Source organism: Marinobacterium halophilum (assembly GCF_003014615.1).
Taxonomy (GTDB): Bacteria; Pseudomonadota; Gammaproteobacteria; order Pseudomonadales; family Balneatricaceae; genus Marinobacterium; species Marinobacterium halophilum.
The window spans coordinates 56,916-75,845 of record NZ_PYGI01000017.1; the positions used below are offsets into that span (position 1 = coordinate 56,916).

The following is an 18,930-nucleotide window of genomic DNA, read 5'->3' on the forward strand; positions in this document are numbered from 1 at the left end:
ACCTTTTATTATTGTTCTGTTTTCAGGTGCGTGACGGATTGAGTGTTGGCATCAACCTGTTTTGCAGTAAGCCATGTTGGTTTGTATTCAAAGTTTTCATACAGTTTCAGCTGGTCATCGTAGTGGGGTGACGGCGTACCATCCGGTGCAATGAAGCCACTTTGACCCGGTGCGACCACCTCATGCGTTTCCACCTGCTTACCGTTAAAAATCACCAGATTGTTTTCAGTTCCTCGGTTCATTGCGATATGGGTCTGTTTGAGCTCATCTTTTCCCGCCTGGGGCATACCGAGGAAATTGTTGGTGAAAAACTGCATCGGAACCACCGGCAGTTTCCAGTGCGCCGGATCGTCACCGTGTGTCTGTTTCACTTTTTGCAGTGCGGCTTCCAGGCTGTTCAGTAGCAATTCATTGCTCGAGCGGCCATTGAAGAAGTCATAGGTCTGTTTTACACCAGCATCGTCACCGCGCAGTGCCTGCAATAGAGCCTTAGTGCCGGGCTGAATATTGACGCTGGAACGCAAGGGAGACTCTGGTGATGGGTAACCGGCAGAGGCGTACCAATTGAAGTACTGGCCGGGGATATCATCTTTGAAAGTCAGTGTGAGCATTTCCGGCAACCAAGCCTGAAACAGCGTCGTTGCGGCTTCATCGTAGTGGCCATCACGATCACGGTCGTGGCTGCTCTGTTCCCACGCCTTGAGTAGCATTACAGCCTGACGACGAGGATCATCGGTTTGCAGGCCTTGAGTGGCGGCATCAAGGAAAGGCACGAAATAGCGGGCGTTGACGTCGGCATAGGAGACATCCTCCATCATTTGCTTGACGTCCTCGGCTGTGAATTTTTCTTGTGCATCCATGATTGCTTTCATGGTGTCGACACGGTCGGCTTCGCTCCATGAATACCAGAACATGTCTGGAGCAATAAAGTCGTCTGCTGGCTTGTTGTTCCAGTTGGCTATGTAGCCAGAGCTGGGGTTGTACACCTGCGGGTTACGTGCGAAAGGTTTGATGCCTAGCCATTCTTGACCACCCTCGCCAGAGGCTGGCAGTCGGTTGTCATGGTTTGGTTTTCGTTCTGGATACTTCCCGGTAAAGGCGTAACCGATGTTGCCTTGCTGGTCGGCATAATAGAAATTGATATTGAAGGCGCTGCGTGAGGCTTGCTGCAGCCAGTCTTTATGGTTGTCGGCTTGGCCCTGACGTGTCCAGGCCATTAATGTTTCAACTTCCCGTCCCTGCCAGGCTCGCTTCTTGGCGTAGGCAAGGTTCTGCTCGTTATCCCGGCTGACCAGTAAACCATGACTGGTTTTGTGGATATCTATTTGTACAGATGCAGCGCCCTTTATCTTGATTGTTTCTGTGCGCCGTTCCATGGGGCGGTATTGGCCCTCGAACAGATATTCGTTCGGGTTATCCGGGTTCAATGTTTCACGGTAGATATCCACCACATCGCCAGCGCCCCACGTGCTACCCCAGGCAATGTCGTTGTTGTTGCCAAAAAGGATGCCTGGGTAGGCGAAGGGGGTGTTACCGACCAAGTCGAAGCCTGCACCGTGGAGGCCGATAGAATAGGTATAGGCGGGGTTATACCAGCCGAATTGTGGGCCGTTGAGCAGAATGCTGTTAGCGCCTTCGGCTTTTTTCTTACCTACAACAATCATGTTTGAGGTTTGAGGATAACCGGCAACGCCAGTAAGCCCGTAGTCGTGGAACTGCTTGGCGTTATAGCGATGAGCATCGGCCAGAGACAGGTTCAGCACACCGCCATCCTGACCGACAGCCAGCCGAGCGATATCCCGTTCGGTTTTGGCGGATACTGGTGGGCGTGAAACCAATTCGACATGGCGGGCGTCGAAGGTTCCTTCCCAATCACCCTTTGGAATAGTGGTTGGCGCACTGGGGTCGTTGAGCGGGTTGAGCTGGTTGAATATGGCCCAGCCGTCGGTTTCACCGTGTTCTTTGATTAACGCATCAAGCAGTTGTTGATTCTGGATTTCGGTATTGTAATCGCCAAAGCGGTTACCCATAGAACCGACAAAAATCATCGCCACATCAAAAGCTGTCCATGCTTCCGGGAGGAAGTCATTGTCGTGGAACTGCTTGGGCAGCAGGCTGTTGCGTTTGTCCAGTGTCTGTTCAATCCAGGCGTTCATACCGGCGGCGTAGCCATCCAGGATGGCGCGGTCATCGGTATTCAGGGCATCAATCTGACGCTGAATGGAGGTGGGATCGTAATTGGTGCGAATCTTTTTGTCGTACTCGACATAGCCCGCCCCCAGTACTTCAGCCATGCGGCCCTGTGTGGAACGTTTAGCGATTTCCATCTGGTACAGACGGTCCTGAGCGACGGAATAGCCGTAGCCATAGAACAAGTCGTGGGTGGTCTCGGCATAGACATGAGGGACACCCCAGGTATCACGCTTGATGGTGACTTCGCCCGCTTCAACGATCATGGGCAGTGCCGCCAGGATAGCGGTGGATAAAGCAGTACGCTTTAGCTTCTTGTACATCTGTGCACCTCTTGTCCGAGGCGCAGAGGGTTTTTCTGCGTAGTACAGCATGATTGCGCCTCGGTAGTTTTTTGTTGTTATATGCGCGTGTCACTCTGAGTAACGCCCCCACCTTAACAATGCACTTTGTGATAATTAATGATGAATATTTCATGAATTCTTGTATCAGGTGAAACAATGCTGAACCTGCGCGATTTCGAAGCTTTTGTAGAGCTGGCACATAGACTGCATTTTCAGGAGACAGCTGATCGGCTGAATATATCGTCGGCGACCCTGAGCCGAATCATTAGCCGAGTCGAAGATAATGTGGGGACCCGACTGTTTGTACGAACTACGCGTTCGGTATTACTGACGGTAGCCGGACAAGCTTTCCTAGATGAATCCGAGCAGCTACTGCGTCAGCAGAAAAATGCTATGCGGGTAGGACGAGAAATCGGATTGGGTGTCGCTGGGAGTCTGAAGTTGGGATATGGAGGGATAGCGGTAGAAACGTTTTTGCCAGGCCTCGTGACCCGTTTCAAAGCGCAATTCCCCGGTGTCCATATCGACCTTAACCTGCTGCCGATTACGGCACAGGAAGCGGCCCTTATGGAAGGAGAGTTGGATATCGGTTTTTTCTGTGGTGGTACTCGTAACAGTGAATTGCGCTGCCAACCCTGCTATCGCGAACCTTTGTTACTGATTATGGCTGTTGGTCACCCACTGGCTGAGGTGGATGTAATACATTTGGCTGATCTGGAGCCGTTTGGTTTTGTTTTGGGAAAACGTGATAAATGGGTTAGCGTATATGATCATTTCTTGGACAGCTGTAGCCAGCAAGGGCTGGATATCCGAGTCGAGCTGGAAGCTGATGATGTGGCCAGTGTGATGGGGCTGGTGGCGGCCGGTGAATTTTTGAGCCTGTTTCCCGTCGGTAATGCATCCATGCAACGGGAAGGTATTCGTTGGCGACCCTTGATCGACTTTAACGATGAGGTTGCCGTTAATGCGGTGTGGCAGCGTGCGAATGAAAATCCCGCCTTAAGACACTTGTTGGAGGGAATGCAGCTCTAACTGTGCTCAATCTGTTGCAACCACTGCATCAGGCTTTGTTGTAACGCGTCGGGCTGCTCGATCCGGGCCAGCAGTTTGGCTTCCTGCTGCAACAGCTTGTCGGTGACCTCCTCAATCAATGCCTTGCCCGAAGCTGTCAGCGCTACCCGTTTACTGCGCGCATCTTCCGGATTGATCGGACGCTCGATCAGGCCCTTGTCTTCCAGCCGAACCAGTATCTTGGTCATGCCGCCGGAGCTGACCAGCAGTTTGCGATACAGCTCGGTTGGCGTCATCTGGTGCGGTGGCGGGCTGGTACGCAGAGCACATAATGCCTCGAATTCTGCGCTTTGCAGGCCGTACGCCGTGAACAGGGCATTGGCGAGCTGGCTCAGATGCTCGTGCAGGCGGTAGATCGCCGGGGCGATAAGGCTGACACCAGCGGTGGTTTCGGGCCAATACTCTCGGTTTTGATCAAACAGCTGGGTAAAACTGACACGGGAACGGCTCATCATCGACCTCTTGTATTTGTCTTTCTCGGAAGATACTATCACGCCAAATTATCTTGCTGGGAAGATAAATATCATGGCGTGGATCTATTTGATGTTGGCCGGCCTGTTTGAGGTGGGCTTTGCGGTGGCGTTGAAACAGTCGGAAGGGCTGAGCAAACTGTGGCCTTCGGTGACCTTTGTGGTGCTTGGCACGGCAAGTTTCCTGCTGCTGACCAAGGCGATGTCCAGCATTCCGCTGGGGACCGCGTATGCGACCTGGACCGGTATCGGGGCCATCGGCACGGTGCTGGTGGGGATTATCTGGTTCGGTGATCCGGCCAGCGGCTTGCGACTGTTCTTCCTCGGTATGTTGTTGTGCTCGTTGGTGGGGCTGAAGCTGGTGTCCTGATGATAGACCGGGCGGTGACGCTATTGCTGTCACCGCCCGGTCGGGTGAAGTTATTCGATCGCGTCGGCTGACTCAGGCAGAATCTGTCCACCGTCGACAATAATCTGCTGGCCGGTTATGAAACGGGCTTCCGGTGAGGCAAGGAAGCAGGCGGCATGGCCAATATCTTCCGGCTCGCCCAGAGTGTGGGTCGGGATGGCCGCACGCATCTGATTGAGGTAGGTTTCACCTTGGTCTGCGAGCCCTTCAGTCAGGATATTACCTGGCATGACCGCGTTGAGGGTGATACCCAGATTCGCAACCTCCAGCGCGGCACTGCGCATGAACCCGAGTTGACCTGCCTTGGAGGCACCATAGTGGCTCCAGCCCGGGAAGCCGGTAACCGGCCCGGTAATGGATGAGGTGATGACAACACGGCCATAGTGTTGCTGGCGCATCGGCTCCAGCGCTGCCTGTACCATAAAGAACATGCCCTTGAGATTGACCGAGTGCATCTGGTCCCAGTCCGCTTCGGTCATGCTGTCCAGGCGTGCCTGCGGGAAGATGCCGGTGTTGGAACACAGGATCTCCAGTGTGCCACCGAGTTTGACCGCCGCAGCGACTGCTGCTTTGCAATCGGCCTGAGACGTGACATCACAGTGCACGAAATGTCCGTGTAACTCACGGGCGATTATTTCGCCCTGTGCCGCATCGATATCGGCGATCACCACCCGGGCACCGGCTTTGGCCAGCGCGGTTGCGATACCTTTACCAATCCCCTTGGCACCCCCGGTGACCAGTGCGGTCTGTCCTGTCAGTTCAAACATTGCCTATCTCCTTGTCATGAGTACTACCTCACTGCATGGAAACGATTGGCGCTGTCTGCGTCAAGTACAAATGTGTATTGGCTGAGTTGGGTCAGACAAGTGCCTTGCGTGGCGAAAAGTGCCGCCGTTATGCCGCCCAGTGCTTTTCTGACAGAGACGTCTGTTTTATGTTGTCGGGCAATAACAACAACAGCTTGAGGATATACTGATGAGTGGATACAACACGCCGTTTGAAGCACTGGGCGAAGAGGGCATTCGGGCGCTTACTGCAGCGTTTTACGATTATATGGACAGCGCTGCGCAAGTGGCCGATCTTCGGGCCATGCATGGCAAGGATCTGGAGCCGATGAAGGAACGCTTGGCCGAGTACCTGATCAGCTGGATGGGCGGGCCCCAGACCTATGCCGAAAAGTACGGATCGATGTGCATGACCACACCGCACAAGCCTTATGCGATTGGTTCTGCTGAACGGGATCAGTGGTTGCTGTGCATGGATAAGGCACTGGAGCAGATCGGCGCGGATGATGCGCTCAAGCAGATGCTGAAGCAGCCGCTGTTTGCCGTGGCCGACATGGTACGCAACCGCGACTGAATGGGAGGTTCGATTGCCTCCCATTCGTCAGTGCGGTGTTAGCTCAGCCTGGGCTTAAAGGCCGCGCAGGCTTCGTCGGCAGAGGCTCTTGATAGATTTTTGTCGAGGTCACCGGCGAGGGCCTTGGACACGCGCTCATCCATGGCACCGCGCAGTAGACCGAGAAAGTGGGGCGGAGCGGCCATGTAGAACTGGCGGATCCTGTTTTCATTCAGCGCATGGCGAACCTGATGGATCACGTCACGGGCGAAACGTTGGTCTTCTGCTTCACGGGGTGACACCTTTTCTGTCATGCCGTGGGTGCCGGAGCCTCCATTTGACTGGGCGCCGGGGCTGTCACTGGTCAACGCGGCACTGCGTGTACGTGCTTCCGAGTGTACCAGTGTGTGGACTTCTTCCGCCGGGTCTTTGGCGCTGTCCTGCTGGAAGATGCGCGCTTTCGCGGCATCGGCAACGACAATCCAAGTGGCCATATCAGTTCCCCCGTCATTTGATTCAGATGGAGCAGGTGCCAGCAGGCGTCTGCATACCTTCAGTATTGTTCAAATTTGGGGATAAGACAGCGTGAGGGGAGAAACGAGGCCGACGGGTGTCGGCCTCGAGGGGATCAGAGCGCCTCGATCTTGGCGTACTGTTCCTGCAGCTTGGCAAATGCGGCTTCGGCGTCGGCGATCTTTTCGCGTTCCTTGATCACCACGGCTTCCGGTGCATTGGCAACGAACTTCTCGTTGGAGAGCTTGCCTTCAACACGCTTGATCTCGCCGGTCAGGCGATCCAGCTCTTTCTGCAGGCGCGTCAGTTCGGCGTCCTTGTCGATCAAGCCAGCCATCGGTACCAGCACTTCCATCTTGCCGACCAGTTTGGTCACGGACATCGGTGCTTCTTCGTCCGCTTCCAGCCATTTGACGGCGCTCAGCTTGGCCAGTTTGGTCAGGGCAACGTAGTTTTCCTGTACGCGGCGGAAGTCTTCGTCACTGCCGTTGTGCAGCAGTACTTCCAGCTCTTTGCCCGGGCCGATGTTCATTTCGCCACGGATGTTGCGCACGCTGACGATGACCTCTTTCAGCCATTCGATGTCGGCTTCGGCGGCTTCATCAATCAGCTCGGCAACCGGTTTCGGGTAGCTCTGCAGCATGATGGTGTCGCCGTCCTTGCCGGCCAGGCCTTTGATCTGCTGCCAGATCTCTTCGGTGATGAACGGCATGATCGGGTGAGCCAGACGCAGGATCGCTTCCAGTACGCGTACCAGCGTGCCACGGGTACCGCGACGCAGGGCGGCCAGGCGCTCCTTCTCTTCGTCATTCTCGCCTTCGGACTCGTCCCACAGCACCGGCTTGGACAGCTCCAGGTACCAGTCGCAGTACTGGTTCCAGATGAAGTCGTACAGAGTCTGTGCGGCCAGGTCGAAGCGGTACTCGTCCAGGTGCTTGATCACGGTCTCTTCGGTGCGCTGCAGGCTGCTGATGATCCAGCGATCGGCCAGGGTCAGCAGCACTTCTTCGTTGTTCTGGGCGCAGTCCTGACCTTCGGTGTTGCTGAGCACGTAGCGGGCAGCGTTCCAGATCTTGTTGCAGAAGTTGCGGTAGCCTTCCAGACGCTTCATGTCCCAGTTGATGTCGCGGCCGGTAGAGGCCAGCGCTGTCAGGGTGAAGCGCAGGGCGTCGGTACCGTGCGGTGCGATGCCTTCCGGGAACTGCTTCTCGGTGCGCTTGCCGATCTTTTCGGCCAGCTGCGGCTGCATCATGTTGCCGGTACGTTTCTCCATCAGATCGGGCAGGCTGATGCCGTCGATCATGTCCAGCGGGTCGAGTACGTTGCCCTTGGATTTGGACATCTTGTCGCCGCTGTCGTCGCGGATCAGGCCGGTCACGTAAACGTTCTTGAACGGGACCTGCGGTTTGCCGTCTTTGTCTTTCATGAAGTGCATGGTCATCATGATCATGCGCGCCACCCAGAAGAAGATGATGTCGAAGCCGGTGACCAGGGTGTCGGTCGGGTGGAAGGTTTTCAGACGCTCGGTCTGTTCTGGCCAGCCCAGCGTACCGAAGGTCCAGAGTGCAGAGCTGAACCAGGTATCGAGTACGTCGTCGTCCTGACGCAGTTCCAGCTCCAGGTCCAGATTGTATTTCTCGCGTGCAGCGTCCTTGTCGGCGGCGACGTAGACGTTGCCTTCGTTGTCGTAGAACGCCGGGATGCGGTGACCCCACCACAGCTGACGGGAGATACACCAGTCCTGAATGTCACGCATCCAGGCGAAGTACATGTTCTCGTATTGCTTGGGCACGAACTTGATGTCGCCGTTCTCGACCGCTTCAATGGCAGGCTTGGCCAGGGTCTTGGCATCGCAGAACCACTGGTCGGTCAGCATCGGCTCGATCACCACACCGCCACGGTCGCCGTAGGGGATGGTCATGTTGTTTTCTTCGATCTTCACCAGCAGACCAGCGGCTTCCATATCGGCCACCACCGCCTTGCGCGCAGCAAAGCGTTCCAGTCCCTGATAGGCTTCCGGCAGGCTTGGGTCGATTTCGCGATTGTCGCTGCCGTCGGTGTTGAACACCTGGGCTTCCTTGCGGATGTGGCCGTCGAGGGTCAGCACGTTGATCATCGGCAGGCCGCAGCGTTTGCCGACTTCGTTATCGTTGAAATCGTGCGCCGGGGTAATCTTCACGCAACCGGTGCCTTTTTCCATATCGGCGTGTTCGTCGGCCACGATCGGAATACGACGGCCGACCAGCGGCAGCTCGACAAATTTACCGATCAGGTTCTGGTAACGCTCGTCCTCAGCATTGACCGCCACACCGGTATCACCTAGCAGGGTTTCCGGGCGGGTGGTGCCGACCACGATGTGATCTTCACCGGCGGCAGTTTTCATGCCGTCGGCCAGCGGGTAGCGCAGGTACCACATCTTGCCTTTGACTTCGCGGTTCTCGACTTCCAGATCAGAGATCGCGGTGTGCAGTTTCGGGTCCCAGTTGACCAGACGCTTGCCACGGTAGATCAGCTTGTCGTCGTACAGGCGGATAAACACTTCCTGCACCGCGTGGTAGAAACCGGAATCCATGGTGAAACGTTCGGTCGGCCAGTCCACCGAGTTGCCCAGGCGACGCATCTGACGGGTGATGGTATCGCCGGACTCTTCCTTCCATTCCCAGATTTTTTCGATGAAGGCGTCACGGCCCAGATCGTGGCGGGTCAGTTCCTGCTCAGCGGCCAGCTTGCGCTCCACCACCATCTGGGTGGCGATACCGGCGTGGTCGGTACCCACTTGCCACAGTGTATTGCGGCCCTGCATGCGGCGGTAGCGGGTCAGCGCATCCATGATGGTGTGCTGGAACGCATGGCCCATGTGCAGGCTGCCGGTGACGTTGGGCGGCGGAATCATGATGCTGTAGGCATCGCCTTCACCGGAGGGGGCGAAGTAACCCTTCTCTTCCCAGGTCTGGTACCAGGATTTCTCGATCTCGTGTGGCTGGTAGGTCTTGTCCATTGGGGTCTGTGTCTCTGATCGTTGGCCGCTCGGATGATTGCCGGAAGCGCTCTCGGCGTGCGGGTGGGCACGGGGCGTCGGCAGCTCGGTCGAAACCCGCCATTATACAGGCTGAAAGAGGGTGATTACAGGGTTGCAGCACGTTGAGCAGGCGTGTGCTTTTCGTCTGAGGCGTGTGCTCAAAAGCGGCCGCAGGGGCCGCTTCTTCAGGGCGCCAGGATATCGCAAGTGCCCGGTGTATTAATTGTCTGCCCGATCAAAGCTGACTCAGAATGGTTTCGTCGGTGATCTTGTTGTCCTCGGCCAGCATAAAGGCCTTGGAAAGAACGATGGACAGGCCATGATCCCCTTCAAATGGCAGGAAAACTTGTTCAACTTTTTTATCCTTACCACGACCCGGAACGATACACAGATAGCGATCGTTTGGAGCGATCAGAATATTGCCACTGCCGATATGGATTTTGTAGGTATGACGCGTGCCGGTCACGAACAGGAACTTGCCCTCGATAACGGCTTTATCGCGAATCTTAAGCCGTGGCAGCAGACGCTCCAGTACCGTTTTACGGGTCTTCGCCACTTCTGTCAGGTCACCAAAGGAGTAACTGTGCCAGTAGTCGCGATACGCCGGACGAGCATCCGGGCCGCCATCCTGCCATTCAGGATCGTTACCGACACTGGCAACACCCACAAACAGGTCCAGATCCCGCATCACCTCCGACAAAACCAGTGGCGGAATATCGACCATGGCAATCGGTTCATCATTAGCATCCACAAAACGCAGCTGATCGGTGGCAACGTAATACCAGATACCGACATCATTAAAGCTGTCGTTGTCATCCAGAATCTCGTTAATCCAGAACTGCGCTTGCATGTTATAGGCCGGTAGTTGTTTGCGGGCGATCTCGCCATCACGGCCGTCGTCGTATGCACCTAATAAGGAGTATTTCCAGCCACGCAAAGCCGCCAAGGAGTTAAACTGGTGCTGTTTCAGAATGTGTGCTGCCATCCGGTTAGAGTAAACCCGGGTGTTGATCTCGGCATCGGTCAGGATATAGATCTCACGATATGCCTGTTTGATCGGTTGACGTATTTCCAGCTGATCCAGACGATCACGCCACGCCAGTACCTGATCGGCGTTTGAATCCAATGGGTGCCAGAAAGTGATGGTCTCGACCGTATCCAATGCCACCGGCTTACCATGCACGTCTTGCCACTGGTCGTTATTATATAGCGCGGGCTGGCCATCCAGATTCCAGATCAGTTTACGGGCGATCAGGCTAACCAGGCCATGATTGAGATAGTGTTTGGAGAAGCTTTCCGGTGTCCAGCTCATCTGCTCCAGATACAGCCGATCGATCCGGTCCCGCTGAGAAGTTGATGCCTGCTTGACCTGCTTGACCAGGTCGCGCAGTTTCTTCAGTTTGGCACTGTGTTTAGCGCTGTTTTTAACAAAAGCGGGGACTGACTTTTGCGGGTTATCATCCGGCTTATACCACTGTAGCTCGGCCGCACCCACGCCAGTATGACGCAGCACCAAGCGGTAATCGTCAAACATCTCGGTGCGCTCGCCATTGACCAGCGCAAAATCCGGGGCGGCGATCTCTTCGATCTGGGCTGGGGTAATACCTTGTTTTGCGGCTTGCTCCTCGATATATTTCTGGATCAATTTTTGTGTATTGTTTTGACGAATACGCAACTTCAGACGTGAAAGATGGCTGATACCTTCCAGCCCTTTAGATTGCGCCAGGGTATAGATCCCGGCATTACCGACACTGGCGGCAGCTGGACCCTGTTCAGGAACTTTCTGGAAGCATTTTTCGGTCAGTAACGCGATATTTTTCAGCGTTTGGTTATCGTGGAATCGACTCAGACTCCACAGCATGCCTTTCAGCAAATTAAAGCTATGGCTCTCAATAAATTCGTAGGTTCTGTAGCTGTAGTCCTTACCGTTCGCTAGCTTAAATACAGTGTTTTTCTCTTCGACCTTGAGCTGGGCAAGCGCTGACAGCCATGTGTTAGTACGGCGTTTAAACTCGGTGATACTGATATTATCAATCAGCGTGTTGGCGGAGGTAAGAAATTTCTGTGCAGGCTTACCTCCGCTGGCAGTCGCAATATGATGAAAGTACAGATACCAGAGGTTACGCTGTTCTTCCGGTAACGTGTCCAGTTCATCTGCAAAAATACGGCCCGCCACGCCAGAGCCAAATTCATAAGGTAGTATTTCGGCACTATCATTGCCTTCGCTATCCATGATTAAACGCTGAAGCTTTTTCGCCGCCTTACCTACAGCCTCGCCCTGAGAGTGTGCATCACTCCCTCCAATCTCACGACGAATATCTTCATGTTGAATAATCATCATAAGATCCTGTGCCTCTTTGGCATCAAGACCACAGCGCTTAATGTGTTTTTCGATCAGCATCACCAAAGCAACAAACGGGCGATCAGTTATACTGAATTTTTCTTTTGCCACGTCATCAAAGTGATAGAGGTAATGGAAAAAATAATTGAAAGAGAAACCCGATGGAAAATCTATTCTAGTTCGCATCAAAGAATCAAGCAGATGTATGAGCACGTAATAGCGCTTGAGCTCCTGGGAACTGAAGTGATACTCATGCGGCGGTTTGTAACTGTTAGCCTTGCTGATTATGTAACATATAAACGCCAACTTTTCATCAGAGGGTGCTTTTTTAATGCGCTCATAGTCAGGGCATTCTTTAAAGGGTAGCCGAGTAGAAGAGTAAATGTAGGTTATGTCTGCCATAATATGCTCTTCAATACGGAGCAAAGATTCTTCTATCTGCCGGAATTCAGGACTTTCTGGATCGATAATTTTAACGGGGAGCTGATAAGTAAAACACTTGAATCGTTCAACAATGGCATTCATTTGATCATGTTCCTTATTATGAGAGAACTCTGGTGTCAATTTTTACACTCGGAGCCTCAATCCTTTTTATCCACCCACCAATGGTGTTAGTTTGATAAAAGAAACTAGAGTATCAGCTTTAATATCAATTTCTTGTGTCAGTTCTTCTACCTGAATATCATCGATCAAAATAAAAAAACCATTACTTTGAAAGGCCTTGAGTGCCACATCGATCTGCTTTTCCAGATCTACCAATTTTCGGCCTGAACTTTTAGCCTGAGTGGCATTGTTTAGCTGCTTTTCCAGATCCGTAGGCTGTACCAGATAGTGCCGGGTATCATGAGTACCGTACTCAGTCGCTTTGTGGTTGTACTGCACCACCTCTTGAGTCACGCGTTCAGTGATAATATCACTCACCGAAATTCGAATCCGGTCAAAATTGATTTTCAGCTCATTGGCGACGGTGCCAAAAGCGTTCTCGTCTCGAATATGCAACACATGAGTTGCCAGCATTTTTGATATCTCCCTGATAAGCTGGATTCAAACAATAAGTGCGACTCGCGGACCAATTTTAACAGCTTGTAATGCTGTTCAGATACGGGGGAGTAATTTTCTGAAATTGTGTTGTTGAGGACATTAACACAGGATTTTTGTGTTTGTGTTAGCCGGTGTATTAGGTTGCAGCTACAGCAGGGGGCAGCGACAATGGTGTCATATAAGCAATGGATGATGGTATGACACTACAGGTGGATTCGACTCCACCGGCTCTGGACAGAGCTGGAGAGCAATTGCGGCTCAGTGGCCATTGGACACTGGCGCAACACGGCATGCTAAAGCAGTTACTTGCGGCTACGCCCGTACCTTCAGGCGCGATCAGCCTTGGCGGGATTGAAGGGCTGGATACGGCGGGTGCAACTCTGTTGGCGCAGTGGCTGGGCGTTGATCGGTTGGAGCAGGCCATCGCTGCCGACTCCGCGCTGCAGCCTGAGCGCAGGGCTTTGCTGGAGACGTTGGTCAAGGCCTTGCGCCGTGAGCCAGCGCCGGTGGCAGAAACGGTATCGCCGCTGGTGCAGGCGCTGACGCTGCTGGGTCAGCAAACCGAACAGCTGGCGCGCCATTTTTGGCAGCTCAGCGGCTTTATCGGTCTGGTGCTGCAGAGCCTTATGGGCATTCTGTTCCGCCCCGGACGCTGGCGCATGACCGCCTGGGTCAACCAGGTGCATCAAACCGGTCTTAACGCCGTGCCTATCGTGGCCCTGCTCACCTTTCTGGTCGGTGCGGTGGTCGCCTTTCTCGGGGCGACGGTACTGGGTGAGTTTGGTGCCGAGATCTACACCGTGAATCTGGTGGCGTATTCCTTCCTGCGTGAATTCGGTGTGCTGCTGGCCGCGATCCTGCTGGCCGGTCGTACCGCCAGTGCTTTCACCGCACAGATCGGTTCGATGAAAGCCAACGAAGAGCTGGATGCCCTGCGCACCTTGGGTTTGAACCCGATTGAGCTATTGGTGATCCCGAGGGTGTTGGCGCTGCTGATCACCTTGCCGCTGTTGACCTTCGTGGCGGTGATGTCCGGCTTGGCGGGTGGCGCACTGGTGTCGCTGGTGGCGCTGGATATCCCGTTGGGGCAGTATCTGGGCATTCTGGCGGACGTACCGCTGAAGCATTATATAGTCGGCCTGGCCAAGGCCCCGATCTTTGCCTTCGTGGTGGCGGTGATCGGCTGTATGGAAGGCTTCAAGGTCAGCGGCAGTGCCGAGTCGGTGGGCCGTCATACCACCTCCAGCGTGGTACAGTCGATCTTCATGGTGATTCTGCTGGATGCGGTCGCCGCACTGTTTTGCATGGAGATGGGCTGGTGAGCGAACGACAGACATTGATTGAAGTTCGTGGCCTGTGTAACCGTTTCGGCCGCAACTCGGTACATGAAAATCTCGACCTGGACCTGTATCGAGGTGAAATTCTCGGCGTAGTGGGTGGCTCGGGTACCGGCAAATCGGTGCTGCTGCGCTCCATTGTTGGTTTGATCAGGCCCAGTGAAGGCGAGGTACGGCTGTTTGGCCAGAACCTGCTGACGCTGCCGGCTGCTGAACGTTCCCGGCTGGAGCAGCGCATGGGTGTGCTGTTTCAGGGTGGGGCGCTGTTCAGCTCCCTGACCGTGCGCGAAAACGTGGCGCTACCGCTGATTGAGCATGCCGGGCTGTCGCGCAAGGACGCCGAGGAACTGGCCGAAGTGAAGCTGGCGCTGTCGGGATTGGCGGCACATGCCGGTGATCTGTATCCGGCATCCTTGTCCGGCGGCATGGTCAAACGTGCCTCGCTGGCCCGTGCGCTGGCGCTGGACCCGGATGTGGTCTTTCTGGATGAGCCGACGGCGGGCCTTGACCCCATCGGCGCTGCGGATTTCGACCAGCTGTTGCTGACCCTGCGCAATGCCCTGGGGCTGACCGTGTTTATGGTCACCCACGATCTTGACTCGCTGTGGACCGCCTGTGACCGCATCGCGGTGCTATCGCAGAAGCGGGTGCTGGTGGCGGATACGCCGGAACGGGTCGCGGATTACGACAATCCCTGGATTCAGAACTATTTCAACGGCCCACGTGGCCGCGCCGCCTACCGTGCGGTCAATGGGAGTTGATATGGAAACACGTGCACATCATGTAATCATCGGGTTGTTTACCCTGTTGGGGCTGCTGTTGGCGCTGGGCTTTGGCGTCTGGCTGGTTAAGTCGGGGCAGCAGCAGGAAACCAAAAGTTATCGGGTGGTATTCGAAGAAGCAGTGACCGGTCTGACCGTCGGCAGTCTGGTGCAGTACAACGGCCTGCGAGTGGGTGAGGTGCGTCAGTTGCAACTGGACCCGGCCGATCCGCGTCGTGTGCTGGCGGATATGGACGTGAGTGCTGCCACGCCGATCAATCAGGGTACCCGTGCCCGTCTGGCCATTGCCAACATTACCGGTGCCGCCAATATTCTGCTCAGTACCGACAACCCGCAGGCACCGCCGCTGGCGCGCAACGGGGACGAGCCGCCGTTGCTGGTGGCCGAACCGTCGCCGATCGGGGCGCTGCTGGGTAACGGCGAAGCCCTGCTGACCGGTGTGAACGAGCTGGTGGCGCAAGGCACCCAGTTGCTGTCGCCGGAGAACATCGGCCGTATCAGCCAGATTATCCACAATCTTGAACAGGTATCCGACGAGCTGGTGGAGTCCCGTGCCGGTGTGGGTGAAACCCTGAATGCACTGACCGCTGTCGCTGGAGAGGCGCAGGCGGTGATGCGGGAAGCGCGTACTTTGCTGGCCGAGCGTGGCGAACCGATGCTGGCCGATGGCCAGAAGGCGATGCAGGCACTGGCGCAGAGCGGTCAGCAGCTGGAGCAATTGCTGAACCGCAACACGGGTGCGCTGGACAGCGGCCTGCAGGGCATGGCCGAGATCGGCCCGGTGATGCAGGAACTGCAGCGCAGCCTGGGCACGTTGAACCGTATACTGTCACGGTTGGAAGAAGATCCAGCCGGTTACCTGATCGGCAAGCCACCGGCCCATGAATTCACCCCCTGAGAGGTAGACGATGTTGCAACCGATACAACGACTGGTCCTGTTGTCGCTGCTGGCCCTGACTACAACTGCCTGCAGCTTGCTGCCCGCGTCTGATCCGGTACAGAGCTGGACGCCGGCACCTGCGCCGGTCACGACGGACACGGCCGTGCAATTGAGCGACCTGCGTGTACTACGCCCACAGGCGCAGGATCTGCTTAACGGCAATCATATGCTGGTGGTGCCCCAGGGACGTCCCGTCAGCGTATACAAGAATGCACGCTGGAGTGCGCCGATACCCAACCTGTGGCGCGACCATCTGGTCGATGCCCTGCAACGCGACAGCCGTTTTGCCCGCATCAGCAGTGATGAAATACGGGTCGCCGCACGTTACGAACTGGTCAGTCGGCTGGACCGGTTTCAGACCGAGTACCCGGAGGGGCAGCCGGTGGTAGTGATCCGTGGGTATCTGCAATTGGTGGATGCCAGCAGCCGCGCCATCATTGCCGAACGCGCACTGGAACTGAGCCGTCCCGCGGACAGTGCAGAGGTATCGGCGGTGGTTGAAGCGTTCTCTGCGCTGATGGCACAGTCTGCCGAAGAAGTGCGGGACTGGCTGTTGGCGGCGGGTACGCAGGCGGTTGAGGCCGCGCGTTGAACGGGCACTCCAGCCAACCCAGATAATCAGGATTAAAGGTGCAGTGATGAGTTACAAGAAGCTAACCCCGGAAGAGCAGTACGTCATTCTGCAGAAGGGAACCGAGCGTCCGTTTACCGGACAATACGATGACTTCTTCGAGACCGGCGTCTATACCTGCAAGCAGTGTGGTGCGCCGCTGTACCGTTCGGAAGACAAGTTCCCGTCGCACTGTGGCTGGCCCAGTTTTGATGACGAAATCGAAGGCGCTGTTCGCCGTGAAGTGGATGCGGATGGCCGCCGTACCGAAATTCTCTGTGCCAACTGCGATGGCCATCTGGGGCATGTATTCGAAGGCGAGATGCTGACACGCAAGAATACGCGCCATTGCGTCAACTCCATCTCCATGGATTTTGTCAGTGCCGAAGCGTTGGCGCAGCAGCAGGGCGGCAATTTGAAAACTGCCTACTTCGCCGGTGGCTGTTTCTGGGGCGTAGAACACCTGCTGCAACAGCAGCCGGGTGTGGTGTCGGTGGTGTCCGGTTACATGGGTGGCCATGTGGATAACCCGAGTTATGAACAGGTCTGCGGCAAGCACACGGGCCATCTGGAAACCGTTGAAGTGTTGTATGACCCGGCCATCATCAGCTTTGAAACGCTGGCCAAACTGTTCTTCGAAATCCACGACCCCACGCAGGACAATGGTCAGGGACCGGATATCGGGCCGCAGTACGGTTCTGCCATCTTCGTGCATGATGACACGGAGCGTGGCATCAGCGAGCAGCTGATCGCCGAGCTGGAAAACAAGGGTTACGACGTGGTCACACAGGTATTGCCGATGGTCCCGTTCTGGCGCGCTGAAGAGTTTCATCAGGACTATTACGTGCGTACCGGCAAGACACCCTATTGCCACCGCTACCAGAAACGTTTCTAACAATAGTGCCTTCTGAGATTGGGGGCTGATCTGCGACAGCAGCAGCCCCTGACTCGACCTCAGTCAGCCCAACCTGAACCTATGGCTCTGAACGGCAGTTTCAATTGCAGGCCTGGCACTTTTTGTGCGATCCAGGCTGGGAATGTATTGCTGTTGGGACCTGGGAAAATACGGTATTCGTGCTTCCAGGGGTAATCCTCGGCGGCAGACGCTATCTGGCTGATCAGTTCATCCACGCCTTCACCACGGCGGTCCAGAATGAGTTCAGGCTCGGCGCCGAACCAGAGGCGATCAGGAGTGTCCTGTTCGATGCGTAGCACCGGCAGGCCACTTCCTTCACGCCAGCCAATGACTTCGTACACAGTGTATTGGTCAGCATTGTGTGGTTTAAGCGCAATCCAGGTATGCACAGCGAAGATACCTCGCCAGCCCCAGGCATCAGCGGCATAAACCTGTATCACCGGCTCCGGTGTCGTCTGCGGATCAGGAGCGATGCCAGCACTGGCCCGACTGGCTGTTCTCCAATCATTGTTGGCACAGGCCGTTAGCAGCGGCAGCAGCATGAGCAGCAGCAGGTGTTTCGGTTTCATCATGGATGGGTCCTCCTTATCACAGATACGCACATCAGCTGTCACCTCGAACTTGTGGATAAAGTGCACCAGCTTTATGTGCTTTTATACAGTGTATTAGGTGCCGGTTGATATATATGCTCGTTTTGTTACCGGATTATGCTCATTTTCTGCTGGTAACGCATGGGAGATTGGTACAATATCAAGGCATTATGGAATGGCCGTTGCGTGATACTGCGCACGGCAAAGCAGAATAACGCGCACGCTTTTTTTCATCGGAAGAGAATAGCTGTGATGTCTAAATAATCCTTTCTCTTCAGTTGCTTACATGAGTGTTGCATTTTTTACGGTGCGATTAAATGCGCATGTGCAATATCATAATGTTAGGCAAGTTGGTCAAAAACACATCTTTTGCAATTATTTTATAGGGATATGGATAAGGACTTATGCACATAATTCTCCAGAAAAACGTTGATGAATTGATTTCAGATTATGAGCTAGAAGAGTATTCCGACAGCAAAAAATTTGAATTTTTTTGTAATTTTTGCTCGATATCAAAGAAGTATTTGGGTCGATTTAACCCAAAAGACATTACAACTGATGCTGATGATGCAGCAATTGATGGCATTGCAATAATTGTTGATGGAGAGCTTATCGTCACCTCAGATGATGCGGAGCAAATTTTTTCGACGCATAAATCTAACCTAGTTGTAGAAATCGTTTTTGTCCAAGCTAAAAGTGGCGAAAGTTTTAAGAAGGAAGAAATTGCAAATTTTTCCATGGGATTAACTGACTTTCTCAGTCTCGAACCGCATCTTCCGAACGGGAAGCTAAATACAGATTCATTGAATATTTTCAAAGTTGTTTTGAATAACTTGAAAAAATCCGAAATAGAAGGCCTCACGCTTCTGTCTATTACTGCACCAGCGGAACTTACAAGGCCGAAGATGAAATCGAAGCTGCATTTAAAATTGTAAAGAGGAGTGTCGAAGAAACGGATTTATTCTCTGGAGTAGATGTTCACCCTCTAGGCCGTAGCGAACTATTATCCTACTGGACAG

General features: G+C 54.5%; 17 protein-coding genes. 9 read left to right on the plus strand and 8 right to left on the minus strand.

Annotated features, from left to right (window positions below; all coding sequences use genetic code 11):
* Positions 1–8: 8 nt before the first annotated feature.
* Positions 9–2,513: a penicillin acylase family protein gene (locus CLV44_RS12380; RefSeq protein WP_106592427.1), complete on the minus strand. Its 2,505-nt coding sequence runs from the start codon at positions 2,511–2,513 to the stop codon at positions 9–11.
* Positions 2,514–2,690: 177 nt separating this feature from the next.
* Between CLV44_RS12380 and CLV44_RS12385 the strand changes: the two genes are divergently transcribed.
* Positions 2,691–3,566, plus strand: a complete 876-nt coding sequence (locus CLV44_RS12385; protein ID WP_106592428.1) for a LysR family transcriptional regulator — start codon at positions 2,691–2,693, stop codon at positions 3,564–3,566.
* On the opposite strand, the gene CLV44_RS12390 is transcribed toward CLV44_RS12385, so the two are convergent.
* Positions 3,563–4,057 (minus strand): MarR family winged helix-turn-helix transcriptional regulator, encoded by a 495-nt coding sequence (locus CLV44_RS12390; protein ID WP_106592429.1) that lies wholly within the window; start codon positions 4,055–4,057, stop codon positions 3,563–3,565. The two genes, CLV44_RS12385 and CLV44_RS12390, sit on opposite strands and share 4 nt — an antisense overlap.
* A 73-nt stretch (positions 4,058–4,130) precedes the next feature.
* On the opposite strand from CLV44_RS12390, the gene CLV44_RS12395 reads away from it, so the two are divergent.
* The gene (locus tag CLV44_RS12395; RefSeq protein WP_106592430.1) at positions 4,131–4,445 is read left to right on the plus strand and encodes a DMT family transporter; all 315 of its coding nucleotides are present in this window, start codon (positions 4,131–4,133) and stop codon (positions 4,443–4,445) included.
* A 50-nt stretch (positions 4,446–4,495) separates the two neighbouring features.
* On the opposite strand, the gene fabG is transcribed toward CLV44_RS12395, so the two are convergent.
* Complete coding sequence (fabG, locus tag CLV44_RS12400; RefSeq protein WP_106592431.1) at positions 4,496–5,251, minus strand: 3-oxoacyl-ACP reductase FabG; 756 nt, start codon at positions 5,249–5,251, stop codon at positions 4,496–4,498.
* Positions 5,252–5,459: 208 nt separating this feature from the next.
* Between fabG and CLV44_RS12405 the strand changes: the two genes are divergently transcribed.
* Positions 5,460–5,843, plus strand: a complete 384-nt coding sequence (locus CLV44_RS12405) for a group II truncated hemoglobin (RefSeq protein WP_106592432.1) — start codon at positions 5,460–5,462, stop codon at positions 5,841–5,843.
* A 38-nt stretch (positions 5,844–5,881) separates the two neighbouring features.
* Here the strand turns inward: CLV44_RS12405 and CLV44_RS12410 are convergent, their stop codons facing one another.
* From CLV44_RS12410 to CLV44_RS12425, 4 genes are all read right to left on the minus strand, one after another.
* Positions 5,882–6,316, minus strand: a complete 435-nt coding sequence (locus tag CLV44_RS12410) for a host attachment protein (RefSeq protein ID WP_106592433.1) — start codon at positions 6,314–6,316, stop codon at positions 5,882–5,884.
* 134 nt (positions 6,317–6,450) lie between these two features.
* Positions 6,451–9,333, minus strand: coding sequence for a valine--tRNA ligase (locus CLV44_RS12415; protein ID WP_106592434.1), 2,883 nt, complete (start codon positions 9,331–9,333; stop codon positions 6,451–6,453).
* Between the two features lie 256 nt (positions 9,334–9,589).
* On the minus strand, positions 9,590–12,220 hold the full coding sequence (locus CLV44_RS12420) for a DUF4132 domain-containing protein (protein WP_106592435.1): 2,631 nt from the start codon (positions 12,218–12,220) through the stop codon (positions 9,590–9,592).
* Positions 12,221–12,286: 66 nt separating this feature from the next.
* The gene (locus CLV44_RS12425; RefSeq protein WP_106592436.1) at positions 12,287–12,712 is read right to left on the minus strand and encodes a hypothetical protein; all 426 of its coding nucleotides are present in this window, start codon (positions 12,710–12,712) and stop codon (positions 12,287–12,289) included.
* A 221-nt stretch (positions 12,713–12,933) separates the two neighbouring features.
* Here CLV44_RS12425 and CLV44_RS12430 point away from each other — a divergent pair, with 221 nt between their 5' ends.
* From CLV44_RS12430 to CLV44_RS12450, 5 genes are read left to right on the plus strand one after another with little or no spacing between them, the layout of a single operon-like run.
* Positions 12,934–14,058 carry an MlaE family ABC transporter permease gene (locus CLV44_RS12430; RefSeq protein WP_106592472.1) on the plus strand — a complete coding sequence of 375 codons (1,125 nt, stop codon included), beginning with the start codon at positions 12,934–12,936 and terminating at the stop codon, positions 14,056–14,058.
* Positions 14,055–14,834, plus strand: a complete 780-nt coding sequence (locus tag CLV44_RS12435; RefSeq protein WP_245912687.1) for an ABC transporter ATP-binding protein — start codon at positions 14,055–14,057, stop codon at positions 14,832–14,834. The genes CLV44_RS12430 and CLV44_RS12435 overlap by 4 nt, the downstream gene beginning before the upstream one ends.
* Before the next feature lies 1 nt (position 14,835).
* A complete protein-coding gene (locus CLV44_RS12440) occupies positions 14,836–15,753 on the plus strand; it encodes an MlaD family protein (RefSeq protein ID WP_170069341.1) in 918 nt (305 codons plus the stop codon).
* 10 nt (positions 15,754–15,763) lie between these two features.
* Positions 15,764–16,387 carry an ABC-type transport auxiliary lipoprotein family protein gene (locus CLV44_RS12445; protein WP_106592438.1) on the plus strand — a complete coding sequence of 208 codons (624 nt, stop codon included), beginning with the start codon at positions 15,764–15,766 and terminating at the stop codon, positions 16,385–16,387.
* Between the two features lie 46 nt (positions 16,388–16,433).
* Entirely contained in the window at positions 16,434–17,300 is an 867-nt protein-coding gene (locus CLV44_RS12450; RefSeq protein ID WP_106592439.1) for a bifunctional methionine sulfoxide reductase B/A protein, read from the plus strand.
* Positions 17,301–17,359: 59 nt separating this feature from the next.
* On the opposite strand, the gene CLV44_RS12455 is transcribed toward CLV44_RS12450, so the two are convergent.
* Entirely contained in the window at positions 17,360–17,893 is a 534-nt protein-coding gene (locus CLV44_RS12455; protein WP_211298138.1) for a DUF3750 domain-containing protein, read from the minus strand.
* 422 nt (positions 17,894–18,315) lie between these two features.
* Between CLV44_RS12455 and CLV44_RS17430 the strand changes: the two genes are divergently transcribed.
* Entirely contained in the window at positions 18,316–18,846 is a 531-nt protein-coding gene (locus tag CLV44_RS17430) for a hypothetical protein (RefSeq protein WP_211298139.1), read from the plus strand.
* Positions 18,847–18,930 lie beyond the last annotated feature (84 nt).

What these genes read in the sequence shown, in the direction of transcription:
- CLV44_RS12380 (WP_106592427.1), bottom strand. Translation starts at nt 2,513, where the DNA reads ATGTACAAGAAGCTAAAGCGTACTGCTTTATCCACCGCTATCCTGGCG.
- CLV44_RS12385 (WP_106592428.1), top strand. Translation starts at nt 2,691, where the DNA reads ATGCTGAACCTGCGCGATTTCGAAGCTTTTGTAGAGCTGGCACATAGA.
- CLV44_RS12390 (WP_106592429.1), bottom strand. Translation starts at nt 4,057, where the DNA reads ATGAGCCGTTCCCGTGTCAGTTTTACCCAGCTGTTTGATCAAAACCGA.
- CLV44_RS12395 (WP_106592430.1), top strand. Translation starts at nt 4,131, where the DNA reads ATGGCGTGGATCTATTTGATGTTGGCCGGCCTGTTTGAGGTGGGCTTT.
- fabG (WP_106592431.1), bottom strand. Translation starts at nt 5,251, where the DNA reads ATGTTTGAACTGACAGGACAGACCGCACTGGTCACCGGGGGTGCCAAG.
- CLV44_RS12405 (WP_106592432.1), top strand. Translation starts at nt 5,460, where the DNA reads ATGAGTGGATACAACACGCCGTTTGAAGCACTGGGCGAAGAGGGCATT.
- CLV44_RS12410 (WP_106592433.1), bottom strand. Translation starts at nt 6,316, where the DNA reads ATGGCCACTTGGATTGTCGTTGCCGATGCCGCGAAAGCGCGCATCTTC.
- CLV44_RS12415 (WP_106592434.1), bottom strand. Translation starts at nt 9,333, where the DNA reads ATGGACAAGACCTACCAGCCACACGAGATCGAGAAATCCTGGTACCAG.
- CLV44_RS12420 (WP_106592435.1), bottom strand. Translation starts at nt 12,220, where the DNA reads ATGAATGCCATTGTTGAACGATTCAAGTGTTTTACTTATCAGCTCCCC.
- CLV44_RS12425 (WP_106592436.1), bottom strand. Translation starts at nt 12,712, where the DNA reads ATGCTGGCAACTCATGTGTTGCATATTCGAGACGAGAACGCTTTTGGC.
- CLV44_RS12430 (WP_106592472.1), top strand. Translation starts at nt 12,934, where the DNA reads ATGACACTACAGGTGGATTCGACTCCACCGGCTCTGGACAGAGCTGGA.
- CLV44_RS12440 (WP_170069341.1), top strand. Translation starts at nt 14,836, where the DNA reads ATGGAAACACGTGCACATCATGTAATCATCGGGTTGTTTACCCTGTTG.
- CLV44_RS12445 (WP_106592438.1), top strand. Translation starts at nt 15,764, where the DNA reads ATGTTGCAACCGATACAACGACTGGTCCTGTTGTCGCTGCTGGCCCTG.
- CLV44_RS12450 (WP_106592439.1), top strand. Translation starts at nt 16,434, where the DNA reads ATGAGTTACAAGAAGCTAACCCCGGAAGAGCAGTACGTCATTCTGCAG.
- CLV44_RS12455 (WP_211298138.1), bottom strand. Translation starts at nt 17,893, where the DNA reads ATGATGAAACCGAAACACCTGCTGCTGCTCATGCTGCTGCCGCTGCTA.
- CLV44_RS17430 (WP_211298139.1), top strand. Translation starts at nt 18,316, where the DNA reads ATGCACATAATTCTCCAGAAAAACGTTGATGAATTGATTTCAGATTAT.